We start from the raw sequence: 23,152 nt of genomic DNA on the forward strand, positions 1-23,152 counted from the left end.
GGGTGGGAGGGTTCGACGATATTGCGGATGCGCCTGCCTTGGGGATGCAGGGCCGTCTGAAACAGGGCGGCCACGGCCGAATCTTGGTGGACGACATTGACGGGATGCCTGCCCCCGCGGATATTGTTTTTTAAAAGCAGCCGGTTGAGCGGGTGGCGGGTTGCGGAATACAGGCCACCCAGCCGCAGGATGTCGATATGAGGGATGCGGCCGGCGAGTAAGATTTTTTCTGCGGCGAGGATTTGCACGGCGGTTTCGGTTTGCGGGTCGGGCGGGGTGTTTTCGTCGCAGACGCGGACGGCGTTGCCGTAGACGCTGGTGCTGCTTGTGTAAACGATATGTTGTACGCCCATGTGTTCGGCCAGCGCCAGCCATTGCTTCAACGTATCGGCGTAGTGTGTCAGCGGCGAGGGCGGCAGCAGGCAAAACCAAGTCGGTTTGTCTGCCCAATGTTGCCAAAAGGCCGTCTGAAAAACGTCGGGGCGGTTGAGGTCGGCGGTGTCGAGTCGAATCGGCAGGTTGATGTCGTCGGAGGTGAGGCTGCGTTTGACGGCACAGACGCGGCTGCCGCGCTCGTAAAGTTTCTGTGCCAGCGGCAGGCCGAGATAACCCAGGCCGAGGATGGCGCAGTCGGGGGGAGTGGTGTTCATGTGGAATCCTTTTTCAGACGGCCTGAAGGTTGCGGACGGGTATTGTCGTGTTGTTTCGCCGAATCGGGTCTTGAGGCCGTCTGAAAAATACCTGCGGCTTAAGAATTGCCGATGTCTGCCGCCGCGCTGATTTTACGGTCGAATTCCTCTATGTATTGCGGCAGCAGATAAGGCCGCAGCAGGCTGAGGGTGCGGCGGATACCGCGTGCTTTGGAATCTTTGGTCAGCTTGGCCCTGCCGCGCAGGGAGCTGTCGAAGTCGAACCAGTATTTCGTTATCATCCACATGTTGACGGCCAAATCATTCATGGCAATCTGGTCGGCGCGGATGATGTTGAGGCCGTTGAGCTGGGAGAGCAGGTTGACCAAGAGCGGCGAGACTTTGGCTTGGGTGAAATTGTTGTGTTCGCCCAATAATTCGGAACTGCGCGCAAGCAGGGTGTTGACGTCGCTGAACAGGAAACGGTATTCCCACATGACGTCGTAAATGCCGGCCATGTAGTTGATGGAGTCTTCCACGCTGGAAGGCAGCGCGGTGTCGTTGAGGTATTCCAGCAAGGCTTCGCTGTAGCGTTTGAAGAGTTGGACGATGATTTCGTCTTTGTTGCGGAAGTGATAATAAAGATTGCCCGGGCTGATGCCCAAATGTGCCGCGATATGGTTGGTGCTGACATTGCGCTCGCCTTCTTCGTTGAAAAGGATGAGGCTGTCGTTGATGATTCGGGTGTATGTATTGATTTTAGATTCTCGTGCCACGTCGTAGCTCCTTGCGCGCATCGGCAGAATGAATAAACAGTGTCGCTGCCGCTGTTTACAGGCCGTACGAAGCAGGCAGCCAATTGGGTTCGGCGTGTAATTCTACCTGAAATCGAGTAAATACTGTATTACAGACATGCTGTGCCAGATGCCAGACGTCGTCTGAAGAAGCATTGTTTTTATTCACTAAAACCAAAGCCTGCCTGTCGTGTACCGCCGCGCCGCCGATTTGGAAGCCTTTCAGACGGCATTGGTCGATCAGCCAGCCGGCGGCAAGTTTGACCGAGCCGTCGGGCTGCGGATAGCGCGGCATATCGGGATGCTGCTGCAACAGGGAAGCGGCTTTTTCCGCGCTGACGACGGGATTTTTAAAGAAACTGCCGACATTACCAAGCACGTTAGGATTAGGCAGTTTACTGTTGCGGATTGCACACACTGCATCGGAAACATCTTTCGCCGTCGGCGCCCTGCCCGCGCTCAGTTCGGCAACGGCGGCTGCCAAATCGCCATAACCCAAATTCGGCTCGAAACGCTCTTTCAGGGCGAATACGACCGAAACAATCACATAACGCCCTTTGCCTTCCTGCTTGAACAGGCTTTCGCGGTAGGCGAAGCGGCAGTCGGCATTGGAAAGCTCGACAAAGGTTTCCGTATCCAAATCGAAGCAGCGCACGCTGTGAATCACGTCTTTCGCCTCAACGCCGTATGCGCCGATGTTCTGCACGGGCGACGCGCCGACCGTACCCGGAATCAGGCTCAGGTTTTCCAGACCGCTCAAACCCAGCGCGACAGTGTGCAGGACAAAATCGTGCCAGATTTCGCCTGCCTGCGCTTCGATGTAAACGAGGCCGTCTGAACGCGCAATCTCGCGTATGCCTTTGTTTTCCATATGTACGACCATTCCGGCGTAATCCTGCATCAAAAGGATGTTGCTGCCGCCGCCGAGCCATAAAACGGTATTGCGGTCGAACTCGGGCAGTCGGACGATGTCGCGCAACTCGTCGGCGTGTTCGAGCGCGATAAAGGCTTGGGCTTGGGCGCGAAGACCGAAAGTGTTGTAGGGGGTGAGGTCGGTTTGGTATTGGATGGGTTGCATGATGATTTGTGATTTTGTGGATTCAGGTCGTCTGAAAACTTACTATTTAACAATTACGATAGGTAATGGGGTTTTGAGGCGCTTTATAATTTTCTTGGGAAGAATAGGTCAGCTTATTCACGATTTCTTTATAAATGTCGGAGTCTTCTGGTAACGGCTTGCCTTCAAACATCCAACGGCCTTGAATAATATCGTCGGCAGAAATCCATCTTTCGATTTCATACACTGCCAATGTCCAACCGCGATAGACTGCAACTGCATATTTTGCTTTTTCGCGCCTGCTTCCAATTTTCCAATATTTCCGTGTGCGTTCATAAATTTCCTTATGCCTATCGGCTTCAGGAATATTTCCGGATCTAATGTCTTTTTTCAGTTTCTCGTATTCGTTATTAATCGTAATTAAAACAATGGGTTCACCAGTTTTTAATTCCTGAGCATCATATTGTCGCTTTAATTCCGACAAGCTCATTAATCCTACTTTTGAAGAATGCGTACCCCCTTGAATATTAGTCAGCGGCTGCTGGCTCGGCTTGACTAGGGAGAGTAGGTCTATTGCCATCGCTTCATATTCAAAAGCTTGTTTGTCTGTTTGGATGTTGTGCCGCAGAATGTAATACACGGGCTGGTGTCCGCTTTTATGTATTTCCCTAATCAAAGCAATTTTATCACTTGGCGTTTCTGTTTCTTGTAATGAACCTAGGGCATGATGGAAAACGCGATTGCCCACGCCTTTACCTACATAGAAAATATTGCCGTCTCTAGGATCAATCAAGCAATAAACATAGTAAGCAAGTTTTTCTATAATGGAAGTTGAAAACATTTTTTTTTCCCTTAAAAGTGAATAAGCCGTAAATGAAATATCAATGGAGGTCGTCTGAAAGAAATTTCAGACGGCCTTATGCGATCTGACCATCTCCCTGCTGCACAATTCCAAGCACCACACCAAGGCGATGGCTGCGATGGTGAGCGAGGCGATCAATGCCGTCCAGAAGCCGTAAATGCCCATATCGAAACGGTAGGCGAGCAGGTAGCCCGGCAGCAGGCCGCAGCCCCAGAAGGCGGCGGCGTGGATGAACATCGGCACCTTTGTGACTTTGTAGCCGCGCAGGGCGTAGGACGCGATGCATTGGGTGAAGTCTGCCGGTTGGAACAAGCCGGCGAACAGCAGGACGGTGGCGGCGATGCTTAAAACCGCCGGATCATCGTTGTACATGCTTGCCAGCGTGGAACGGAATAATACTAAGGAAAGCACGGTAATCACGGCGAGCGCCCAGCCCGACACCAGCGATACGCCCGAAATATAACGCGCCCGCGAAAATTCGCGCCGCCCCAGCGAAAAACCGATGCGCACCGTCCCTGCCGAGCCGACGCTTTGCGGAATCATATAGAGAATCCCCGACAAACTGATGCCGACCTGCTGCGCCGCCACATAATCCTCGCCGAAAGGCGCAATCAAAAACACGATAAACGAAAACGCGCTGGCTTCCAAAAAATAAGACAGCCCGATGGGTGCGCCGATTTTCCAAATCTGTTTGAACACCGCCAAATCCGGTTTGCCGAATTTTGCCGTCAGTCCGAACGGGCGGAAGAATTTTTCCTTGGCGATATAAATCCACAACGCCAGCGCGCTGAACCAGAACACCGCCATCGTCGCCAGTCCGCAGCCTGCGCCGCCCAAAGCGGGCATGCCGAATTTGCCATAAACAAAAATATAGTTCAGCGGTACGTTCAACACAAACGCCGCGAAGCTGACCAGCATAATCAGGCGCGGGCGGTTCAGGCTGGAGGCGTAGGCGTGCAGGGCGCGGTGTACCATTGCCGCCGGCATCGCCAGACTGGTGAACAGCATATACTGCGCCATCGTGCCTTCGACATAATCGCTCAAGGTCAGCCAGTTGCGGAACGGCGTAATCGCCGCCCACATCAATACCATGCCGAAAATCCCCAAAAACAGCCCGAACCAAATCCCCTGCTGCCCCGTTTCGCCCACTTCACCGGTTTTACCCGCGCCGTAAAGCTGGGCAATCAGCGGGTTCAGCGCCGCCATAATGCCCATAAACGTAATATAAACCGTGGCAAACGCACTGCTGCCCAAAGCCACCGCCGCCAAGTCCTCCTTACCCGCACCGCCCGCCATCACGGTATCGACGAAACCGATGCCCACCTGCGCGATCTGCGCCAACAGCATGGGCAGGGCAAGGGCGGTCAGCAGGCGGACTTCTTTCAGGAAGACGGAAAAGGAAAAGCGGTTGAGGTCGAGCAGCATAAAATTGGTATGTCGGGAAGAAAAAAGGCCGTCTGAAAAGAAACGGCTTGGTTGAAAACAGGGTTCCGGCCGGTGCAATGGTTGGGAAACAGAGGAGGCGTTTTAAATCGGATGCGGAGGCCGTCTGAAAATTTATGCTCCGCGCTCAAACGCATCAATCTCGCCGACTTTCGGTGCGTAGCCGCTGCTTGTGTCGTGGCGCAGGTCGAGCCAGATGTCCACCAGCGCCCAAGCGGCAGGGGCGGCGATAACGTTTTGCCCCATACACAGCACCTGCGCGTCGTAGTTTTCCACCGAGCCGCGTACCGTAACCAAATCGTGCGCGGTGGCGGCACGGATGCCGCGTACTTTGTTGGCGGCGATGGCCGTGCCTACGCCCGTACCGCAAATCAGAATCGCGCGGTCGGCCCGTCCGGCGACGACTTCTTGGGCGGCGGCAAACGAAAGCTGCGGATAAGTACCGTCGGGAACAGACAAATCAGTCAGCCTGCTGACGCGCGGGTCGGTTTGCAGGCGGGCTTTGAGGGCGTTTTTGAGTTCGGTGCCGTTAGACGGCGCAGCGATAACGATACGCATGTTTTTCCTTTCTACTGTTTCGGGAGAGGCCGTCTGAAAGAAGATATGCCGTTTTCAGACGGCCTCTCAATCCCTTTTGCCTTACAGCGCTGCCAATGCCTGATTGAACGTTGCGCTCGGGCGCATGGCCTGGGTGGCTTTTGCTGCGTCGGGAGCGTAGTAGCCGCCGATGTCGGCTGCTTTGCCTTGTGCGGCGGAGAGTTCGGCGACGATTTTGGCTTCGTTTTCCGCCAACGATTTGGCCAACGGCGCAAACGCTGCTTTCAACTCTGCGTCTTTATCCTGAGCTGCCAACTCTTGCGCCCAGTAGAGGGTGAGGTAGAAATGGCTGCCGCGGTTGTCGAGTTCGCCTGCTTTGCGTTTGGGCGATTTGTCGTTCAACAGCAGTTTTTCGGTGGCGGCATCCAGCGTGTCGGCGAGGACTTGGGCTTTGGTGTTGCCGGTTTTTTGCGCCAGATGTTCAAACGATACGGCAAGCGCGAGGAATTCGCCCAGTGAGTCCCAGCGCAGGTGGTTTTCTTCGAGGAACTGTTGGACGTGTTTCGGTGCGGAGCCGCCTGCGCCGGTTTCAAACATACCGCCGCCGTTCATGAGGGGAACGATGGACAGCATTTTCGCGCTGGTGCCGAGTTCCAAAATCGGGAACAGGTCGGTCAAATAATCGCGCAGGACGTTGCCGGTAACGGAAATGGTGTCTTCGCCGTTTTTTAGACGACCCAAGCTGAACTTGGCGGCTTCTTCAGGGGCGAGGACGCGGATGTCGAGGCCGTCGGTATCCAGTTCGGCAAGGTAGGCTTTGACTTTGGCAAGCAGGCTCTTGTCGTGCGGACGGTTTTCGTCGAGCCAGAACACGGCGGGCGTGTTGCTTAGGCGGGCGCGGTTGACGGCGAGTTGTACCCAGTCTTTGACGGGCGCGTCTTTGGTTTGGCACATACGCCAGATGTCGCCAGCTTCAACGTCGTGCTGTATCAGGACTTTGCCCGCTGCATCAATGACTTGAACTTGTCCATCGGCTTCGATTTCGAAAGTTTTATTGTGCGAACCGTATTCTTCGGCTGCCTGCGCCATCAGACCGACGTTGGGCACGGTACCCATGGTTGTCGGATCGAACGCGCCGTGTTCGCGGCAAAAGTCGATGGTTGCTTGGTAAACGCCTGCGTAGCTGCTGTCTGGAATCACGGCTTTGGTGTCTTGCGCTTTGCCGTCTTTGTCCCACATACGGCCGGAGTTACGGATCATCGCGGGCATGGAAGCATCGACGATGACATCGCTGGGGACGTGCAGGTTGGTGATGCCTTTGTCAGAATCGACCATCGCCAAATCGGGGTTGGCGGCGTAAACGGCGGCGATTTCGGCTTCGACGGCAGCGCGGGTGTCCGCATCCAGTTTGTCCAGATTGGCAAGCAGGTTGCCGAAGCCGTTGTTGACGTTGACGCCGGCGGCAGCCAGTTTGTCGCCGAATTTTTCAAAAACAGGCGCGAAGAACACTTTGACGGCGTGTCCGAAGATAATCGGGTCGGACACTTTCATCATGGTGGCTTTCATGTGCAGCGAGAACAATACACCTTTTGCTTTCGCGTCTTTTACTTGCTCGGCAAGGAAGGCGAGCAGGGCTTTTTTGCTCATTACGGTCGCGTCGATGATTTCGCCGGCTTTCAGGGCGACGGGCTCGCGCAACTCTTTTTTGTTGCCTTGTTTATCGGTGAACACGATGGATACGGAAGTTGCATCGGGTACGGTAACGGATTGTTCGTTATGGAAAAAGTCGCCGCTTTGCATGGTGGCAACGTGGGTTTTGGAGTCTTTCGTCCATGCGCCCATGCTGTGCGGATGTTTTTTCGCAAAGTTTTTTACTGCTTTAGGCGCACGACGGTCGGAGTTGCCTTCACGCAGGACAGGGTTTACCGCGCTGCCTTTGATGCGGTCGTAGCGTTCGCGTACGGCTTTTTCTTCATCGGTTTGCGGGTCGGCGGGGTAATCTGGGACGGCAAAGCCTTTTGCCTGCAATTCTTTAATCGCGGCGGTCAGTTGCGGTACGGACGCGCTGATGTTCGGCAGTTTGATCACGTTGGCGTCGGGCTGTTTCACCAGTTCGCCCAACTCGGCAAGCGCGTCGGGTACGCGCTGCGCTTCGGTCAGATATTCGGGAAACGCCGCCAGAATGCGGCCGGACAGGGAAATATCGCTGGTTTTGACTTCGATACCGGCATGGCGGGTAAATGCCTGCACAATCGGCAGCAGGGATTGGGTCGCCAGCGCGGGGGCTTCGTCGGTATGGGTGTAGATAATGGTGGATTTTTGAGTCATGGGATTATTCTCTATGTAGGTTAAGTTTTTCTTTTCGGACACGCGGCACGGTGCGGCGTGTTCGGGCTATTATGGCATATTTCGTTAAGGAGTGCGCACGCAAAGATTGTTTGGGCGGAATGTATGTAAGGCCGTCTGAAAAAACGTTTTCAGTTTTCAGACGGCCTCCGGGTTTCAGGTAGCGGAAATATAAAAAACCCATTGCGCAAACAATGGGTTTTTTATTAAAGCTGGCGGAGTAAGAGGGATTCGAACCCTCGATGCAGGTTGACCCCACATGCTTCCTTAGCAGGGAAGTGCCTTCAGCCTCTCAGCCATTACTCCATTAAGGAATGCGCACTATAACTGCCGGTAGGTTTTGTGTCAAGCGTGATTGTTTGGGCGGCTGATTAAGGGTTTGAATTGTATTTGAATTATGTCGGCAGTAAAATGAGCGGTTTTTTGAGGGGGCGATATGGACGATTTGATTGCATTCAACAAACCCTGCGGCGTGATTTGTCAGTTTTCCGAACATGAAAAGCATCCCTGCTTGAAAGACTATGTGGATAGGCCGGGTTTTTATCCGGCCGGCCGGTTGGATACCGACAGCGAGGGTTTGCTGCTGCTGACGGATAACGGCGTGCTTCAGGCGCAGATTGCCGACCCGAAGTTCAAGCGGGAAAAGACTTATTGGGCGCAGGTGGAAGGTTCTCCTGATGAGGAAAAATTGGATTTGTTGCGCAACGGGATGGATTTGGGCGGTTTCGTTACCCGTCCGGCCAAAGTAAGATTGTTGGAAGCGGGGGAGGCGGATATTTTATGGCCGCGCAACCCGCCAGTTCGTATGCGCAAGACCGTACCGGATTTCTGGCTGGAAATCCGAATCACTGAAGGTAAAAACCGCCAAGTGCGGCGCATGACGGCTAAGGCGGGTTATCCGTGCCTGCGGCTGGTACGCGTGGCGGTAGGCCGTCTGAATGTGTTTGATTTGGGCTTGGGTTTGGGCGAATGGCGGTTTGCGCCGTTTAGGCCGTAGCGGATTTGTTCCGACAGTTTTTTGATGCGAGAGGGGCCGTCTGAAAACGGGTTTGCTGTTTTCAGACGGCCTCTGTCTTATGTGGCTTAATGATGGGAATGGCCGATTTGGAAAGTCAGGGTCGTGTAGTTTGCTTGTTTTTGGCAGATTTTTTGGTCGGGATAATCGGTTTTGTGTTCGACGCTGGCTTTCCAGAAACCTTGCCGCAGCGGGATGATGTTGACGGTGCCGTCGGCGGCCGTGGTGTCTGAGAAGGCTTGGGCTTCGGTTTTGTGCGTTTTGCTGCGGTCGCTGGTGTCGAATCCGTCGAAAGTGGCGGTTACGGTGGCGTTCGGCAGCGGTTCGCCGTTGAACAATACTTTCACTTTAAACGGTTCGCCGACATTGACGTTGGCGGGATTGTTCAGCGGTACGATTTCCAGCGCCTGGCCGATTTGGCGGGTAATGACTTTCGTATCGGCGCTTTCGTGGCCGACGTTGACGATGTTTTTGCCGTACATGCGGGTTTGTTCGCAATATGTGGCGTCGGGCATTTTGGTCATGTCGGCCTGTTTCCAGCCGTCTTTGTTTTTGGACCAGAATGTCGGGCGGTATTCGGCAATAACGAGGTAGCTGCCGTCTTTAACCGGTTTGTTGCTTTGGTATTGGTAATTGTAACTGCCTTTGCGGACGAGGTTTTCTTTGCCTTTTTCGGTGATAAGCTGCATCGGTTTGCTGAAAATGTGCAGGCGGTCTTCGGCAATCGGTTCCAATTCGGGAAACTCGCCGTAGCCCAGTTCGGCCTTCAGATATTCGCCGCCGTGCGTATGGGCGGTTTCAACCCAGACGCGGTGGGCGTGGGCGGCGGTGGAGCAAAGGAGGGTGCAGGCAAGCAGCAGGGCTGTTTTGTTCATGGTGTTTTCTCAATGCAGTTGGAAAACTGTTATATTATAACATATTTCATTCAGTGCAAAGCATTTTGAAAACAGGCCGTCTGAAAATGGGTTTTCAGACGGCCTGTTAAATAATGAAGGTCAAGATCGGGCTTCGACAGGGCGCAGTTGCAATACCAGATTTTGCGTTTTGACCTTGAACAGCAGGTCGATGTTCGGATGTTTGCCCGGATTGGCCCGCGCATCGGCGGTATGCTCGGCAAACAGGGACAGGCCGCGTTCGGCGGCGGCGGAGTCGAGGCGGTTGTCGAATTCCTGCGCCAGTACGTTGTAGAGCTTGAGCGAACCCAGTTTGCCTTGTACGGCGGGGATATGGTGCAGCACCTTGCCTTGTGCGTCGAGGATGTCGAGGCCGCTCAGGTGGGAAATATCGGGCATGGCCGAGAGGTTGTCTTGGAAGTTCATGGTTTTCCTTTGCAGGGTCGGGCCGTCTGAAAAAAACGTACCGGTTGGTTTCAAGCCGGTACGGTTCGGGATTGGGGGGTTAGCGTGTGCCGAAGATTTTGTCGCCGGCATCGCCGAGGCCGGGGATGATGTAGCCGTTTTCATTCAGGTGGCTGTCGAGCGCGGCGGTGTAGATGGTAACGTCGGGATGCGCTTCGTTGACGGTTTTCACGCCTTCGGGGGCGGCGACCAGCACCAGCGCTTTGATGTGGCGGCAGCCTTTGGCTTTGAGCAGGTCGATGGTGGCGACCATGGAGCCGCCGGTCGCCAGCATCGGGTCGATAATCAGTGCGGGGCGTTTTTCCATGCTGTCGACGAATTTTTCAAAGTAGGAAACGGGTTTGAGGGTTTCTTCGTTGCGTTGCAGGCCGACCACGCTGATTTTGGCGGTGGGAATCAGGTCGAGCACGCCGTCGAGCATACCTAGGCCCGCACGCAGAATCGGTACGACGGTCAGGGTTTTGCCTTTGATGCGGTCGCCTTCAATCTGCCCGCACCAACCGTCGATGATGTATTTTTCGGTGCCGAAGTCGCGGCTGGCTTCATAGGCCATCAGACGCGCGAGTTCGGTGGTCAGGGTGCGGAATTTGTAGGTGCTGCAATCAGCTTCGCGCATCAGGGTTAGTTTGTGTTTGACCAGCGGATGGTCGATGATGGTTACGTTCATTGCTGTCTCGGTGTGGCGTGGAAAGATGCGGCGATTATACGTTTTTTTGTGTTAAGCGCAAAGGCGCGGAAGATACGCTGAAGGCCGTCTGAAAACGGTTTCGGACGGCCTTCGGTCGGTTAAGCCTGAATCAGGCTTTGAGCAGCTCTTGCAATTCGCCTGCTTCGTACATTTCCATCATGATGTCTGCGCCGCCGACGAATTCGCCGTTGACGTAGAGCTGGGGGATGGTCGGCCAGTCGCTGTATTCCTTGATGCCCTGGCGGACGGCGTCATTTTCCAAGACGTTGACGGTAACGTAGTTTTCGCAGCCGACGGCTTTCAGGATTTGCACGGCGCGGGATGAGAAACCGCATTGGGGAAACTGCTTGGTGCCTTTCATAAACAGTACGATGGGGTGTGTGGTAACGACTTCTTTGATTTGGTCATGAATGGTGGTCATGTTTGTTCCTTAAAAATGAACGGATTGTGCGGTTGCATCAAAATTCCCGCCATTATACGCGCTTTGCCGGAATTTTGAATGGTTCTTTCGGCGGACGGGCATGGAACCGAGGCCGTCTGAAACTTTATCTGCGCCGCATGACGGCGGCGAAGAATCCGTCGGTTTGGTGTTTCGCCGAATCGAGGCGCAGGTATTTGCCGGTGTTTAAATCGATTTTCAAACCGGCGAGCAGGCCGGCGCAGTCGAGCAGTTCGTATTCCGGGTGTTCTTCCAAAAAGCGTTCGACCTGCATTTCGTTTTCTTCGGGCAACACGCTGCAAGTGGCGTAAACCAGCCTGCCTTGCGGTTTGACCAGTTTGGCGGCGGCATCGAGGATGCTGTGTTGCTGTTCCAAAAGTTTGGCGACGGTTTCGGGCGACTGGCGGTATTTGAGGTCGGGATTGCGGCGCAGCGTGCCTAAGCCGGAGCAGGGGGCATCGACCAAAACGCGGTCGGCTTTGCCGCTCAGGCGGGCGATGCGGCTGTCGTGTTCGCTGCTGATGCGTTCGGGGTGAATGTTGGTCAGTCCTGCGCGGGTCATGCGGGGCTTGAGGTTGGCAAGGCGTTTTTCGGCGATGTCGAAGGCGTAGATTCTGCCTTTATTTGCCATTTGCGCGCCGACGGCGAGGGTTTTGCCGCCCGCGCCGGCGCAGAAATCGACGATGATTTCGCCGCGTTTGGCACCCACGAGCAGCGCGAGGAGCTGGCTGCCTTCGTCTTGGACTTCAAGCGTGCCGTCTAAAAACAATTCGTGTTTGTTGAGGGCGATTTTGTTTTTCAAGCGGATGCCCCAAGGGGAATAGGGCGTGGCTTCTGCATCGGGGCTTTCGGCTTGAAGCAGGGGCAGCACTTTGTCGCGTCTGCCTTTGAGCGTGTTGACGCGGATGTCGAGCGGCGCGGCTTGGTTGATGCTGCGGCCGAAGGCGAGGATTTCTTCCTTACTGAAATGTTTTTGCAGTTGCTCCACCAGCCATTGCGGCAATTCGGCGGCGGTATGGAGGTCGTCTGAAAATTCGGTTTTGCGCGCTTTGAGACTGCTGAGGAACTCGGTTTCTTCTTCGTCGAGCAGGTCTTTGATTTGGCTGATGTTGGTGCTTCTGCCGAGGACGAGTGCAGCAAGTGCGGCTTTGCGCGGCTGGGCATGCGGGCGGCGCAGGACGGCACTGATTTTTTGATAATGGCGCAGGGCGGCGAAGGCGGTTTCGGCGATTTCGTGGCGGTCTTGTCTGCCGAGTTTTTTGTGTTCGCGGAAGTAGCCGGACAGAACGGCATCGGCAGGCTGTTTGAAAGTCAGCATTTCAGCCAGAACTTTGGCGGTATGGTCGAGTTGTGCGGCGTTCATAATCAATGGGTTCTCTTGAGTAAATATAGATGGTTTTCAGACGGCCTTCATGATGCGTTCGGCCTCATGCCAAAAGCCGTCGGGGCGCAATTCCAAAACAGCAATCAAACCATTGTCGATGCGGCGGATTTCGGTTTCGTTCAAAGTATCGGTTTCGGCGACCCGCGCCGGAGCGAGGTAGGCCATACGGTCGAGCAGGTGATAACGCGCTTCGGTACGCTCAAACCGATATTCCGCCCAGTTTCGAATATACACGCCGCGCCAGCCATATGGGTTGAGTGGCGGCGCGAAGGCATCGAAGCCGTGTGGAAAAAAGCCGATGCCGCGCATGACGGACACGGAAACGGGACTGTCCGGCAAAGCTTGCGTTGTCAGGGTTTCCCTGCCTTGCGGCGTGCGCAGCAGGTTTAGTTGTTGAACCAGTTTGGCGACTTTGCCTGCCAGCGTATCTTTGGGATTGAGGCCACGCAAGTCCTGCACTTGGCTGCCGCCGTAGTATTTGCACGCCAGCTCAATATGGTAAACCTGTCGGTTGAGGGAAACGACAAAATCCGCCGCCCCCGAGGTTTGGCCGTCTGAAAAAACGGGCAGGTTGCGTGCGTGCAGTTTGGCGTGCGGTGCGTGGGCAAACCAAAATGCCAGCAGCTCTTCGGCGTAAATGCCGAGCCGGTGTCCGAACGGGGCGCGTTGGGTGAGGTGTTCCGTCAGCGGCGCAGGATCGGCATCCAAAGCCAAAAGGTAGCGGAAACCCTGTTCGCCCAGCAATTCGCGCACGCTTAGTTCACAACCGCTATGCCACAAAGGCGGCGCGGTCAGCAGCGAAGCGAGATTGCGGACGGAAGGGGCGGTGAGTTTCCACCATAATGCGTCTAGGGCGTAGTTCATGTTTGCTCGAATGTCGGGTCATGCCGTCTGAAAAGCTTGAAACGTGTTTCAGACGGCCTTTAATCAGTCTTTTTTGTTCAAACGATGGCTGACGGTATTGAAAAAACCGCGCAGGATGTCGATGTCTTCGGTTTGCGTGTTGGCGCGGCCGAACAGGCTTTGCATTCGGCGCATCAGGCGTTCGCTGTTGCGGCGGTTGAAGAAACCGATGTCGTCCATAACGCTTTCCATGTGGGCGACCATGCCTTTGATTTGCTCGTGGGTGGCGGCGTGGTCTTCCTGTTGCAGGTGGGTCATGGGCATATCGGTTTGGCTGAAGATTTCGTAACACACGACCTGCACCGCCTGGGCGAGGTTGAGCGAGAAATAGTCGGGATTGCCGTTGATGGTCATCAGGCGGTTGCAGGCCTGCACTTCTTCGATGCTCAAGCCGAAGGTTTCGTTGCCGAAGACAAGGGCAACCTGTTCGCCGCGCCGAGCCGCCTGCAATAATTCGGGAACCAGTTCGCGCGGGGTTTGCAGCGGGGCGGTGATTTCGCGGCGGCGGCTGGTAAGGGCGCAACTGATGGTGGTGTCGGCTAGTGCGTCGTCCAACGTGGCCGTGATGCGGGCATTGTGCAATACGTCCGCCGCACCGGATGCAAGAGTGAAACTTTCTTCCGGCAGTTTAAAATCCTGAGGGGTCTGCGGGTCGAATACGGGCGGGACGGCCGTCATCGGCGTGGACATCAGGTTCGGTGCGACAAGCACCAAATCGTTCAATCCCATGGTTTTCATGGCGCGGGCGGCGGAACCGATGTTGGCGGGATGGCTGGTACGGGTCAGCACGATGCGGATATTGTTCAGGAAATCGGGCAGGGCGGGTTTTAACTGGTTCATTTTATTTCGGAAGCGACAGGGTATTTGGAGTATAATGCAGCCCGTTCCCATACTGTTTCAGACGGCCTTGAGGCCGTCTGAAAGCTCTTTAACAACATTGGAAACGTCTGTTTCAAAGTCTGTATGCTGCGGCGCAGGTATGGCAGCCTGTGCCGCGCGTTATTGTACCTGATTAGGAAGAAAGCCATGAACCCGATTTTAAATACCGTATTTAAAGCCGCCCGCCGAGCCGGGCAGATGATGATTCGCGCCTCAGGAAATCTGGAGGCGGTAAAAATCGACAGCAAAGCCTTTAACGATTTTGTTTCCAATGTTGACCGCGAGTCCGAAATGATTTTGGTCGACGCGCTCAAAGAAGCCTATCCCCATCACAAAATCACTTGTGAGGAAAGCGGTTCTCACGGCAAGTCCGACGCCGAATACGAATGGATTATCGACCCGCTCGACGGCACGACCAATTTCCTCCACGGCCACCCCCAATATGCCATCTCTATGGCGTTGCTGCACAAAGGCGTGTTGCAGGAAGCACTGGTTTATGCACCTGAACGCAATGATTTATATATGGCGTCGCGCGGACAGGGTGCCTTGTTGAACGACCGCCGCATCCGCGTTTCCAACCGCGTCGAGCTGAACCGCTGTCTGATTGGTACGGGTTTCCCCGTAGTCGACCAAAGCATGATGGACAGATACCTCGCCATCCTGAAAGATTTTCTGTCTAAAACCGCAGGCGGCCGCCGCGAAGGTTCTGCTGCCTTGGATTTGTGTTCGGTAGCGGTGGGCAGGCTGGACGGTTTTTTCGAATTTAACCTGAAACCCTGGGATGTTGCCGCTGGCGCGTTAATCGTGAAAGAAGCCGGCGGTATCGTAACCGACATGCAGGGCAACGATACTTGGCTGCAAACCGGCAATATCGTTGCAGGCAACCCGAAAGTGCTGGCGCAAATGCTCCAGATTATCGGTGTCCACAACTGATGACGGAAATAAAAAGCAGGCCGTCTGAAAATTTTCAGACGGCCTGCTTTTTATTTGTAAGTATGCAACACCGCAAAACCCTTACAGCTTATGTTATAAGCAAACGTAAATGTAATCAGGATAACCATAGAATCAATAAATGTATGTATATCAAAGGTTATGGTGAGAATGTCCGGATAAACAATCATCCGCGTAATATAAATAATGACAGCATACTTTAAGTGCGTGTATTTACCTTTTGTCGCAAAATGATGAGAAATGTTAAATAAAGTGATATGCTTCCCAAATCATCAGCATATCAGACGGTTTTCTTCTGTATTTTAAGACCGTTTTAGAGGCTGGTTATTGTGCACATATATGGATAACACTCGTTGTGAACCTTATGCAAAATTCTGATTTCAATAAAAAAACGCTGCTACATACAGGCAGATGGCTTATCAAAATTTCCGTTTTGCCCATGTTTTGCCTGTTGTCCATGCAAACCGCGGCCGCGATAGAGTTGAGGGACATCCTTAAAGCATCTTTGCTGAACGACCCTTCAGTATTGGAAGCCAAAGCAACGGAAGATTCGGCGAAGAGTACGACCAAGGCGACCCGCGCCCGCCATTATCCGGTGTTGACGCTGACGGGCGTCCAAGTATTGAAGCAGGATAACAAATATTCCAGTAACGACCGCGAAAACGGAATAGGCGTGCGCGGTTCGATGAACCTCTATTCCTGGGGCGGCATCCAAGCCGCCGTGCGCCGCGATAAGAGCAAGGAAGAATATTTCAAATACAAATATTTTGAAACACAGGAACAATTGGGCAGCGAAATAGGCAAGTTATATTTGAATGCACTGCGCGCCAAAGAAATGCTGCTCATCAACCGTAAAAGCTTAGTGCGCCACAATAATCTGCTTAAGGATTTGAATGTTATCGTGAAATACGATGGCGGGCGCCGTTCCGAGCTGATAGAAGCCCGTGCCCGCCAACTTCAGGTCGAAACAGCCATATCCCAACAGCAGCGCACAATGGAGTTGGCCCTCAGCCGGTTGTCGCGCTATACGGGTAGAAAATTGGATCCTTCCGATTTACAGGATCCGTTCAAAAGCGAAACCGCTTCATCTCTGATTAAAAGTTACAAATCATCCGACGGTAAACTGAGTCCCTCCTATCTGGCACAAAGAGCCGAGCAGGAAAGTGTAAAAGGAGAGTTGGCCGTATCCAAATCGGAACGTCTGCCGGCCATCAATCTGGAAGGCGTGGCGGGCAAAGAAAGCAAACAGCTCTATGTCAATATGGCGTGGAACGTGTTGGATATTGCGGCGCGCCACAATGTTCAAAAAAATGCACATGCTTTAGTCGCTGCAGAAGCCAAGTCCGAACAAATATTGCGTGATTCAAGTGAAAAGGCACAGACGGCCGAAATAGACATGATGCAGAGCGAACAGCGTGCCGACATTACTGCACAACATATCGAAGCCCAAAAAGACGTAGTCAAAACTTACGAACTACAATTCAAAATCGCCCGCCGTACATTAACGGACGTCCTTGGCGCCTATAACGAATTGTCGAGTATCGAACAGGAAAACGTTACTGCGCACAACGATTTTAGGGACGCTGCACTGGATTATCTGGTAGCGCAATCCCAAATGGCCGTTTGGGCAGGGATAAAGAAATAAGTCATAAATCCATAATCATTACGCGAAATAATTATCATGAAAGCCATAATTGAACATGTTGCGTTAGTCACCCGTCTGCTGGGTGCGCCTGTGTCCGAAGCGGCACTGTCGGCAGAGGTGGTTCGGGATAAGAAGCTCAATGTCAACTATCACTCTTTGACCGAAGTACTGCGCAGTCACGGTTTTGAGAATACTTTGTCCAAACGTAGTCTGGAAGATATTCCGTCTTTGGCCGTACCGGTGCTGGCAATCCTTCATAATGAAGAGGCTGCGGTCATTACAAAAATCGAAGGTGCGGGTAAGGATAGAAAATACCATATCAGACAGGTAGACGGTTTGGAACAGGAGCTTGATCATGCCCAGTTGTCCGTTCTCTATTTAGGTTATTGCTGGTTTATCAAGCCTAAAATGGTTTCGGACAACCGTTCGGAGCTGCCGGAATATCACCTGCCGAAAGCATGGTTTTGGAAAGTCATTTGGCGTTTCCGCGGTTACTATTATCAAGTCATTCTGGCAACTATCATCATCAACTTTCTCGCATTAGTAAGCTCGCTGTATGTGATGAATGTATATGACCGCGTTATTCCGAACCAAGCTTATGAAACATTGTGGGTTTTGAGTATCGGTGTCGTATTGGCGATTTTATTCGAATTTGCCGCAAAAATGATTCGAGGCCACTTGACGGATATTGCAGGTAAAAAAGCGGATTTGATTATCAGTTCTGCACTGTTCCGTCGAGTCATGGCGTTACGTTTGGCTGACCGTCCCGCATCCTCTGGTTCTTATGCAAACAATTTGCGCGAATTTGAATCGGTACGTGATTTTATGACCAGTGCCAGTTTGCTGACCTTGGTAGATTTGCCGTTTCTGCTTTTATTCATTACCGTCATCGGTATTGTCGGTGGTAAATTGGCTTTAGTTCCTCTTATTATTATTCCTATTGTGGTAATTGTGGGGTTATTGGTACAGCGCCCATTGTCCCGTTATATCAATGAATCAATGAAGGAAAGCTCGCAGCGTTCCGGTTTGGCAGTCGAAGCCATTGAAGGTATTGAGACCCTGAAAACCAACAATGCGACTTCTTGGGCACAACAACGTTGGGACGAATACACGGCAAAAACCTCCGCCTCGTCCATTAAAGTCAAAGATACCAGTAACTTGATGGTTAACTTTGCCGTTGCCATGCAACAGTTGAATACAGTGTTTCTGGTATTGGTTGGCACTTATCTGATTCATGCCGAAAATACGGCGGAGCGCATTACGATGGGTGCATTGATTGCTTCAGTGATTTTGTCTGGACGAGCATTGGCTCCGTTGGCACAAATTGCCGGTCTGGCGACTCGTTTCCAGCAAGCCAAACTGGCTTTGCAGGGAGTGAATGATATCGTATCCCGCCCCATTGAACGTAGTCCGGAACGTAAATATATTACATTGGATAATGTTCAGGGTGCGATTACATTTGAGAATGTTTCGTTCAAGTACCAGCAGGATTCTAGTTCCGCCGTCAGCGATTTGCGGATTACCATCAGGCCGGGTGAAAAAGTCGGTATTTTGGGACGCATTGGCAGCGGTAAAAGTACCATGCTGAAACTAGCAAGCGGCCTGTATGACACTGAAAAAGGTAATGTTACTTTGGATGGTGTCGATATGCGGCAGTTGGATCCGAATTTCCTACGTAATCAAGTCGTTCTGTTGAGTCAGGCTCCCCGTTTGTTTTTAGGCACGTTGCGTGAGAACATGGATTTGGCGCGTACTGACGGCTATTCGACTGATCAGGATTTGCTAGTGGCTTTAAAACGTTTCGGTTTGGACAAAATCATCCGCAACCATCCGCGTGGGTTGGATATGCCGTTGGGTGAGGACGGTTTGGGTTTGTCTGGAGGGCAGAAACAGATTATTGCTTTGGCGCGTATGACTTTGCGTGATCCGCGCGTGGTATTACTGGATGAACCTACGACCAGCCTTGACCAAGCAACCGAACGTATCGCACTGAATGCCATCGCCCAATGGGGCAGAGACCGCACGATGTTGTTGGTTACCCACCGCCCGCAGGTTTTACAGATTGTCAATCGAATTATCGTTATGGACAACGGTAAAGTTGTGATGGATGGCCCGCGTGATTTGGTATTGCAGAATCTGATGCAAAGTGAACAACAAAATAGGGCAAAACAGCAGGCTAACCATCCTGCCGTACAGCAAAATACGCAGGCTCAGCCTGCAAAAGCGGCGTCGGCCAACAGTTAGATTTGCCTATTCATAATAAAAGGCCGTTTCAGACGGCCTCCAATAAAATAACCCATCATAAGGTTTATCATTATGAGCAGTGAAAACAACGTCAAATCTAAGGATTTGCATTTAATTAACGACTTGAATGCCGCTTTGCAGAAGGAAAAGCACAGCGGTCAGTTTTGGGTCATTATCCTGTTTTTCATTTTTTTAGTCGTGTTCGTGATTTGGGCGTACAACAGTCCGATTGAAGAAGTAACGCGTGGACAGGGGAACGTTATTCCGAGCAGTCGGGAACAGGTCGTGCAGAGCCTTGATCCGGGCATTATCACTGAGATACTGGTCAAAGAAGGCGATATTGTCGAAAAAGGTCAAGTATTGTTGAAACTTGATGATACCCGTAGTTCGGCAGTATTGCGTGAGAGTGAAGCCAAAGTCCAAAACCTTGAGGCCATGATTGCCCGTTTGAAAGCAGAGGCTTATGGTAAAGAGTTGAGTTTTCCGAAAAATGTCAGCAACGAGTTGCGTCAGCGTGAACATGCAGCTTATGTTGCACGCCGTCGTGCCGTTACCGATGCGGTCAGCAGTCTGACTGCAAGCAAGGCCGCGCTGGATAAGGAAATTGAAATTACTGCGCCGATGGTGGCTCAAGGGGTAGTATCGGAAGTAGAATTATTGCGTATGCGCCGCCAATCCAGCGAGCTTACTTTGCAGATTACAGAGCGACGGAACCGCTATATGGCTGATGCCAATAATGAATTGGTACAGGCAGAATCTGAATTGGCGCAGGCTAAAGAAAACATGGCTATGCGGGCCGACCCTGTTGATCGTTCCCAAATCCGTGCACCAATGCGCGGCATCGTAAAAGATATTCAGATTAATACGGTAGGTGGCGTAGTGAATGTCGGCCAGGATATTATGCAGATTGTACCTTTGGACGACAAACTGCTGGTTGAGGCATATATCCGGCCCCAAGATGTTGCATTTATCCGCCCGGGTTTGCCTGCCGTGGTAAAAGTCAGTGCGTATGATTATTCGATATATGGTGGTTTGAATGGAAAGGTAACTTTAATCAGTCCCGATACAGTTAGCAATTCAATGCAGAATCGGGCTAATGATTTGAAATTAGATCCGAATCAAGTTTATTACCGTATTTTGGTGCAGACTACGTCTAACAGTTTGAAAGACAAAAACGGTAAGGAAATGCCGATTATTCCGGGTATGGTGGCAACGGTTGATGTGAAGACCGGTGAAAAAACTGTATTCCAATACCTTATCAAGCCGATTACCCGCATGAAACAGGCGTTGAGCGAACGCTGATTTTGATAGATTGAAGATAGAGGCCGTCTGAAAAACACTTTCAGACGGCCTCTAATCTATATTGGCTCCAGTGCAAAAAATTTGAAAGATTTAGACATTGAGTTGTTCCAACAAAGCTTGTTTGAGTGCTGACTGATTTCTTGGATTTTCCAAGTCAGGGCTATAAATGATGAAATTATCTTCAACCCGTTCACCCATTGTGGCAATTTTTGCGTAACGCAGGCTGACGTTTTTTGCGAAGAATACTTCGGCAAGATCGGCTAGTAGAAATGTCCGGTTTACTGCCGTAATTTCAACGGTATACCAGTCAGAATAATCTTCGTCTCGGGTAATAGTAACACTTGGGGTAATCGGCATATACCGGCCACGGCGGCTCAGTCGGTGGTTAGGTGCGGGTGGTTCTGTTGCAACGGTATATCCGTGGATAAAACTGTTTAACTCGGCTTCAAGGGCACTTTGGATATTGGGGTAGTCGCTTGGATGGTGGCAGGACGGTATTTGTACGATGAACGTATCTAATATGTAGTTGTGTTCAGTGATGAAAGCCCGTGCTGCCAGAATATCGAAACCGTGTCGGCTGAAAATACGGCATAGGCGTGCAAACAGCCGCGGGCCGTTTGGCATGAAAATCATGACTTGGAAAGTATCACTCTCAGGCAAAATACGGCTGCGGATAAGCGGTGTTTCTATATCATGAACTAGATTGGCGGTATGCCATAATATTTCGCGCGTTTGATGCCGGACGAAATAAGCGGAACCCAGTACATGCCACAGTTTTTTCTGTTGGGCTTCGGGGGCACCAGTACGGCTGAGTAAATCTGCTGCTTCATGTTGGCGGCGGCTGAACACGGCATTCAAACTGCTTGCCCCACCATTAAGATTGCGGGCGGCAGTATGAAACAGGGTTTCCAGCAAACTGGCTCGCCAGTTGTTCCAAAGTTTGGGATTCGTACCGCGTATATCGGCAATGGTCAGTAGATAAAGGGCGGTCAGACGTTTCTGCGTGCCGATTCGGCTACAGAAATTACTGATTACATCAGGGTCTTGTATGTCTTCTTTTTGGGCAACGGTAGACATTAAAAGATGATTTTCCACCAACCAGGCCAATAAATCGCTTTCTTCTTGGGAAAGGAAATGGTCGGCGGCGAATTTTCTGGCATCGGCTACGCCCTGTAAGGAATGATTGCCGCCGCGACCTTTGGCTATATCATGAAAAATGGCTGCCAAGTAGAGGATGTGTTGTTGCGGAAAAGACTGCATCAACGATGAGGCAAACGGATTTTCGTGACTACGTGCTTCTATGGCAAAACGCCGGATATTATGCAGCACAGTCAGGATATGGTCGTCTACCGGATAGATATGGAACAGGTCATGTTGTAGCAGGCCTGTAATTTTTTCCCATGCAGGCAGATACCGTCCCAATACGCCGTAGAGATTTAAAAAGCGCATGATATGGGTCAGACCCTCTCCGTGTTGGAAGAAACTGATGAACTGCCTGCGGTTGTCCGGGTTGTTATAGAAATCGGGGCGGATATTACGGGTGGCCGACCACCATGCACGCAGAGTTTGCGGTTCGATGGAGGTAATGTCATTACGGCGTTGTAGAATTTGGATGATTTTGAAAATCTGAACCGGTTGGTTGCAAAAGATACGGATATCTTTTGCTGCGACTTGATTGTTGATTTGGTAGTAATCGTCATCGATCGGGTGAGTGACGTGTTTAGGCTTGGGATGAATCCGGTTTTGCAGCATCGGCAGCAGGATGCCGTTGAGTTGTTTAACGGATTTGGTGGCGCGGTAAAAAATCCGCATTAGTTTTTCGCTCCGCTTCTGCGGTGTATCGTCATGCCTGACTATATGTTTGGCTACTTGATCCTGAAGGTCGAATACCAGCTTATCTTCGGCACGCTTGGCGTTGATATGTAGAGTGATACGGATAGCGGCGAGTGTTTTGTAACTGTGCGCCAATGTCGCCGCTTCGGCGCAAGTCAGGACATTCTGTCTGATAAGCGAAGAAATTTTGGTATCCAGCTCCTGCGCTTTAGCAATCCACAACATAGTATGTATGTCGCGCAGCCCGCCCGGGCAGCTTTTGATATTCGGTTCCAACGCAGCTCCCGAGCCTTGGGATTTACTATGGCGCAGCTGCATTTCGACCAGCTTCGCTTCAACAAAGGCGGCAATATCACGTTGTTTGTCGACACGGGTAAATGTTTCTTCTGCCAGTTTGCGATTGCCGCAAAGAAAGCGGGCTTCTAGAAAAGCCGTGTCGCCGCTAATATCTTCCCGAATACTGGCGCATAGTTCGTCGCAACTGCCGCTTTTTACAGACGGCATCAATTTGATGTCCCACAAAGTTTGGATAAATCCGGCGATTTTTTCCTGTTCGTTTTCCGAGATCGTGTCGGGTGCGACAATAGCCAAATCAATATCCGAGTAAGGATAAAGTTCTTTGCGTCCGAATCCGCCGGTTGCCAACAGGCAAAGTCGGTCGGTATCGAAGATTTCCAGCCATAATTCGGTCAGCAAAGTTTCCACCGCATTACCATATTCTTTGAAAAATACGACAGGATTGTTTTTTTCTTGGTAGCGTGCGACTGTTTTTTGCCTTTGGTTGGAGAAATTTTCCAATATGTGCCGGATTCTTGCGGATACCATAAATTATTCTCAAACGGT

Annotated in this window: 20 protein-coding genes and 1 tRNA gene; 5 read left to right on the top strand and 16 right to left on the bottom strand. The window is 51.9% G+C overall.

The window, feature by feature from the left end; all coding sequences use genetic code 11:
* The 8 genes from ACI43T_RS09885 to ACI43T_RS09920 all read right to left on the bottom strand — a co-directional run.
* Nucleotides 1-650, bottom strand: a 650-nt coding sequence (locus ACI43T_RS09885) for a Rossmann-fold NAD(P)-binding domain-containing protein (RefSeq protein ID WP_405386810.1), incomplete at its 3' end; no start/stop codon positions are given.
* Nucleotides 651-748: 98 nt separating this feature from the next.
* Complete coding sequence (locus ACI43T_RS09890; protein ID WP_009173687.1) at nucleotides 749-1,405, bottom strand: TetR/AcrR family transcriptional regulator; 657 nt, start codon at nucleotides 1,403-1,405, stop codon at nucleotides 749-751.
* A gap of 55 nt (nucleotides 1,406-1,460) precedes the next feature.
* Entirely contained in the window at nucleotides 1,461-2,501 is a 1,041-nt protein-coding gene (gene murB, locus ACI43T_RS09895; RefSeq protein WP_405386812.1) for a UDP-N-acetylmuramate dehydrogenase, read from the bottom strand.
* A gap of 46 nt (nucleotides 2,502-2,547) precedes the next feature.
* Nucleotides 2,548-3,321, bottom strand: coding sequence for an LEM-3-like GIY-YIG domain-containing protein (locus ACI43T_RS09900; RefSeq protein ID WP_405386814.1), 774 nt, complete (start codon nucleotides 3,319-3,321; stop codon nucleotides 2,548-2,550).
* Nucleotides 3,322-3,387: 66 nt separating this feature from the next.
* The gene (gene norM, locus ACI43T_RS09905; RefSeq protein WP_405386816.1) at nucleotides 3,388-4,767 is read right to left on the bottom strand and encodes a multidrug efflux MATE transporter NorM; all 1,380 of its coding nucleotides are present in this window, start codon (nucleotides 4,765-4,767) and stop codon (nucleotides 3,388-3,390) included.
* 132 nt (nucleotides 4,768-4,899) lie between these two features.
* Nucleotides 4,900-5,343: an RpiB/LacA/LacB family sugar-phosphate isomerase gene (locus ACI43T_RS09910; RefSeq protein WP_405386818.1), complete on the bottom strand. Its 444-nt coding sequence runs from the start codon at nucleotides 5,341-5,343 to the stop codon at nucleotides 4,900-4,902.
* Between the two features lie 81 nt (nucleotides 5,344-5,424).
* Complete coding sequence (locus tag ACI43T_RS09915; protein ID WP_405386820.1) at nucleotides 5,425-7,650, bottom strand: NADP-dependent isocitrate dehydrogenase; 2,226 nt, start codon at nucleotides 7,648-7,650, stop codon at nucleotides 5,425-5,427.
* 231 nt (nucleotides 7,651-7,881) lie between these two features.
* Nucleotides 7,882-7,974: transfer RNA gene (locus ACI43T_RS09920), tRNA-Ser, on the bottom strand.
* Nucleotides 7,975-8,104: 130 nt separating this feature from the next.
* Between ACI43T_RS09920 and ACI43T_RS09925 the strand changes: the two genes are divergently transcribed.
* Nucleotides 8,105-8,665 (top strand): pseudouridine synthase, encoded by a 561-nt coding sequence (locus tag ACI43T_RS09925; RefSeq protein ID WP_297958192.1) that lies wholly within the window; start codon nucleotides 8,105-8,107, stop codon nucleotides 8,663-8,665.
* A gap of 86 nt (nucleotides 8,666-8,751) precedes the next feature.
* Here the strand turns inward: ACI43T_RS09925 and ACI43T_RS09930 are convergent, their stop codons facing one another.
* The 7 genes from ACI43T_RS09930 to ACI43T_RS09960 form a co-directional block, all read right to left on the bottom strand.
* Nucleotides 8,752-9,558 carry a DUF4198 domain-containing protein gene (locus tag ACI43T_RS09930; RefSeq protein WP_377079768.1) on the bottom strand — a complete coding sequence of 269 codons (807 nt, stop codon included), beginning with the start codon at nucleotides 9,556-9,558 and terminating at the stop codon, nucleotides 8,752-8,754.
* 120 nt (nucleotides 9,559-9,678) lie between these two features.
* Nucleotides 9,679-10,002 (bottom strand): DUF2322 family protein, encoded by a 324-nt coding sequence (locus ACI43T_RS09935; protein WP_405386823.1) that lies wholly within the window; start codon nucleotides 10,000-10,002, stop codon nucleotides 9,679-9,681.
* A 79-nt stretch (nucleotides 10,003-10,081) separates the two neighbouring features.
* Nucleotides 10,082-10,708: a uracil phosphoribosyltransferase gene (gene upp, locus ACI43T_RS09940; RefSeq protein ID WP_405386825.1), complete on the bottom strand. Its 627-nt coding sequence runs from the start codon at nucleotides 10,706-10,708 to the stop codon at nucleotides 10,082-10,084.
* 130 nt (nucleotides 10,709-10,838) lie between these two features.
* A complete protein-coding gene (gene grxD / locus ACI43T_RS09945) occupies nucleotides 10,839-11,150 on the bottom strand; it encodes a Grx4 family monothiol glutaredoxin (protein WP_009173677.1) in 312 nt (103 codons plus the stop codon).
* 124 nt (nucleotides 11,151-11,274) lie between these two features.
* The gene (locus ACI43T_RS09950; protein ID WP_405386827.1) at nucleotides 11,275-12,531 is read right to left on the bottom strand and encodes an RsmB/NOP family class I SAM-dependent RNA methyltransferase; all 1,257 of its coding nucleotides are present in this window, start codon (nucleotides 12,529-12,531) and stop codon (nucleotides 11,275-11,277) included.
* A 36-nt stretch (nucleotides 12,532-12,567) separates the two neighbouring features.
* Entirely contained in the window at nucleotides 12,568-13,416 is an 849-nt protein-coding gene (locus tag ACI43T_RS09955) for a DUF1853 family protein (RefSeq protein WP_405386829.1), read from the bottom strand.
* A 63-nt stretch (nucleotides 13,417-13,479) separates the two neighbouring features.
* Complete coding sequence (locus ACI43T_RS09960; RefSeq protein WP_405386831.1) at nucleotides 13,480-14,295, bottom strand: RNA methyltransferase; 816 nt, start codon at nucleotides 14,293-14,295, stop codon at nucleotides 13,480-13,482.
* Between the two features lie 186 nt (nucleotides 14,296-14,481).
* Between ACI43T_RS09960 and ACI43T_RS09965 the strand changes: the two genes are divergently transcribed.
* The 4 genes from ACI43T_RS09965 (at nucleotide 14,482) to ACI43T_RS09980 (ending at nucleotide 20,476) form a co-directional block, all read left to right on the top strand.
* Complete coding sequence (locus ACI43T_RS09965) at nucleotides 14,482-15,267, top strand: inositol monophosphatase family protein (RefSeq protein WP_405386833.1); 786 nt, start codon at nucleotides 14,482-14,484, stop codon at nucleotides 15,265-15,267.
* A gap of 382 nt (nucleotides 15,268-15,649) precedes the next feature.
* A complete protein-coding gene (locus ACI43T_RS09970) occupies nucleotides 15,650-16,930 on the top strand; it encodes a TolC family protein (RefSeq protein ID WP_405386835.1) in 1,281 nt (426 codons plus the stop codon).
* Nucleotides 16,931-16,966: 36 nt separating this feature from the next.
* The gene (locus ACI43T_RS09975) at nucleotides 16,967-19,174 is read left to right on the top strand and encodes a type I secretion system permease/ATPase (RefSeq protein WP_308022990.1); all 2,208 of its coding nucleotides are present in this window, start codon (nucleotides 16,967-16,969) and stop codon (nucleotides 19,172-19,174) included.
* A 72-nt stretch (nucleotides 19,175-19,246) separates the two neighbouring features.
* Nucleotides 19,247-20,476, top strand: coding sequence for an HlyD family type I secretion periplasmic adaptor subunit (locus ACI43T_RS09980; RefSeq protein ID WP_009173670.1), 1,230 nt, complete (start codon nucleotides 19,247-19,249; stop codon nucleotides 20,474-20,476).
* Nucleotides 20,477-20,566: 90 nt separating this feature from the next.
* Here ACI43T_RS09980 and glnD read toward each other — a convergent pair whose 3' ends face one another.
* Nucleotides 20,567-23,134 (bottom strand): [protein-PII] uridylyltransferase, encoded by a 2,568-nt coding sequence (gene glnD, locus ACI43T_RS09985; protein WP_377079777.1) that lies wholly within the window; start codon nucleotides 23,132-23,134, stop codon nucleotides 20,567-20,569.
* Between the last annotated feature and the right edge of the window lie 18 nt (nucleotides 23,135-23,152).

It is taken from the genome of Neisseria oralis (assembly GCF_045062685.1).
Classification (GTDB): domain Bacteria; phylum Pseudomonadota; class Gammaproteobacteria; order Burkholderiales; family Neisseriaceae; genus Neisseria; species Neisseria oralis.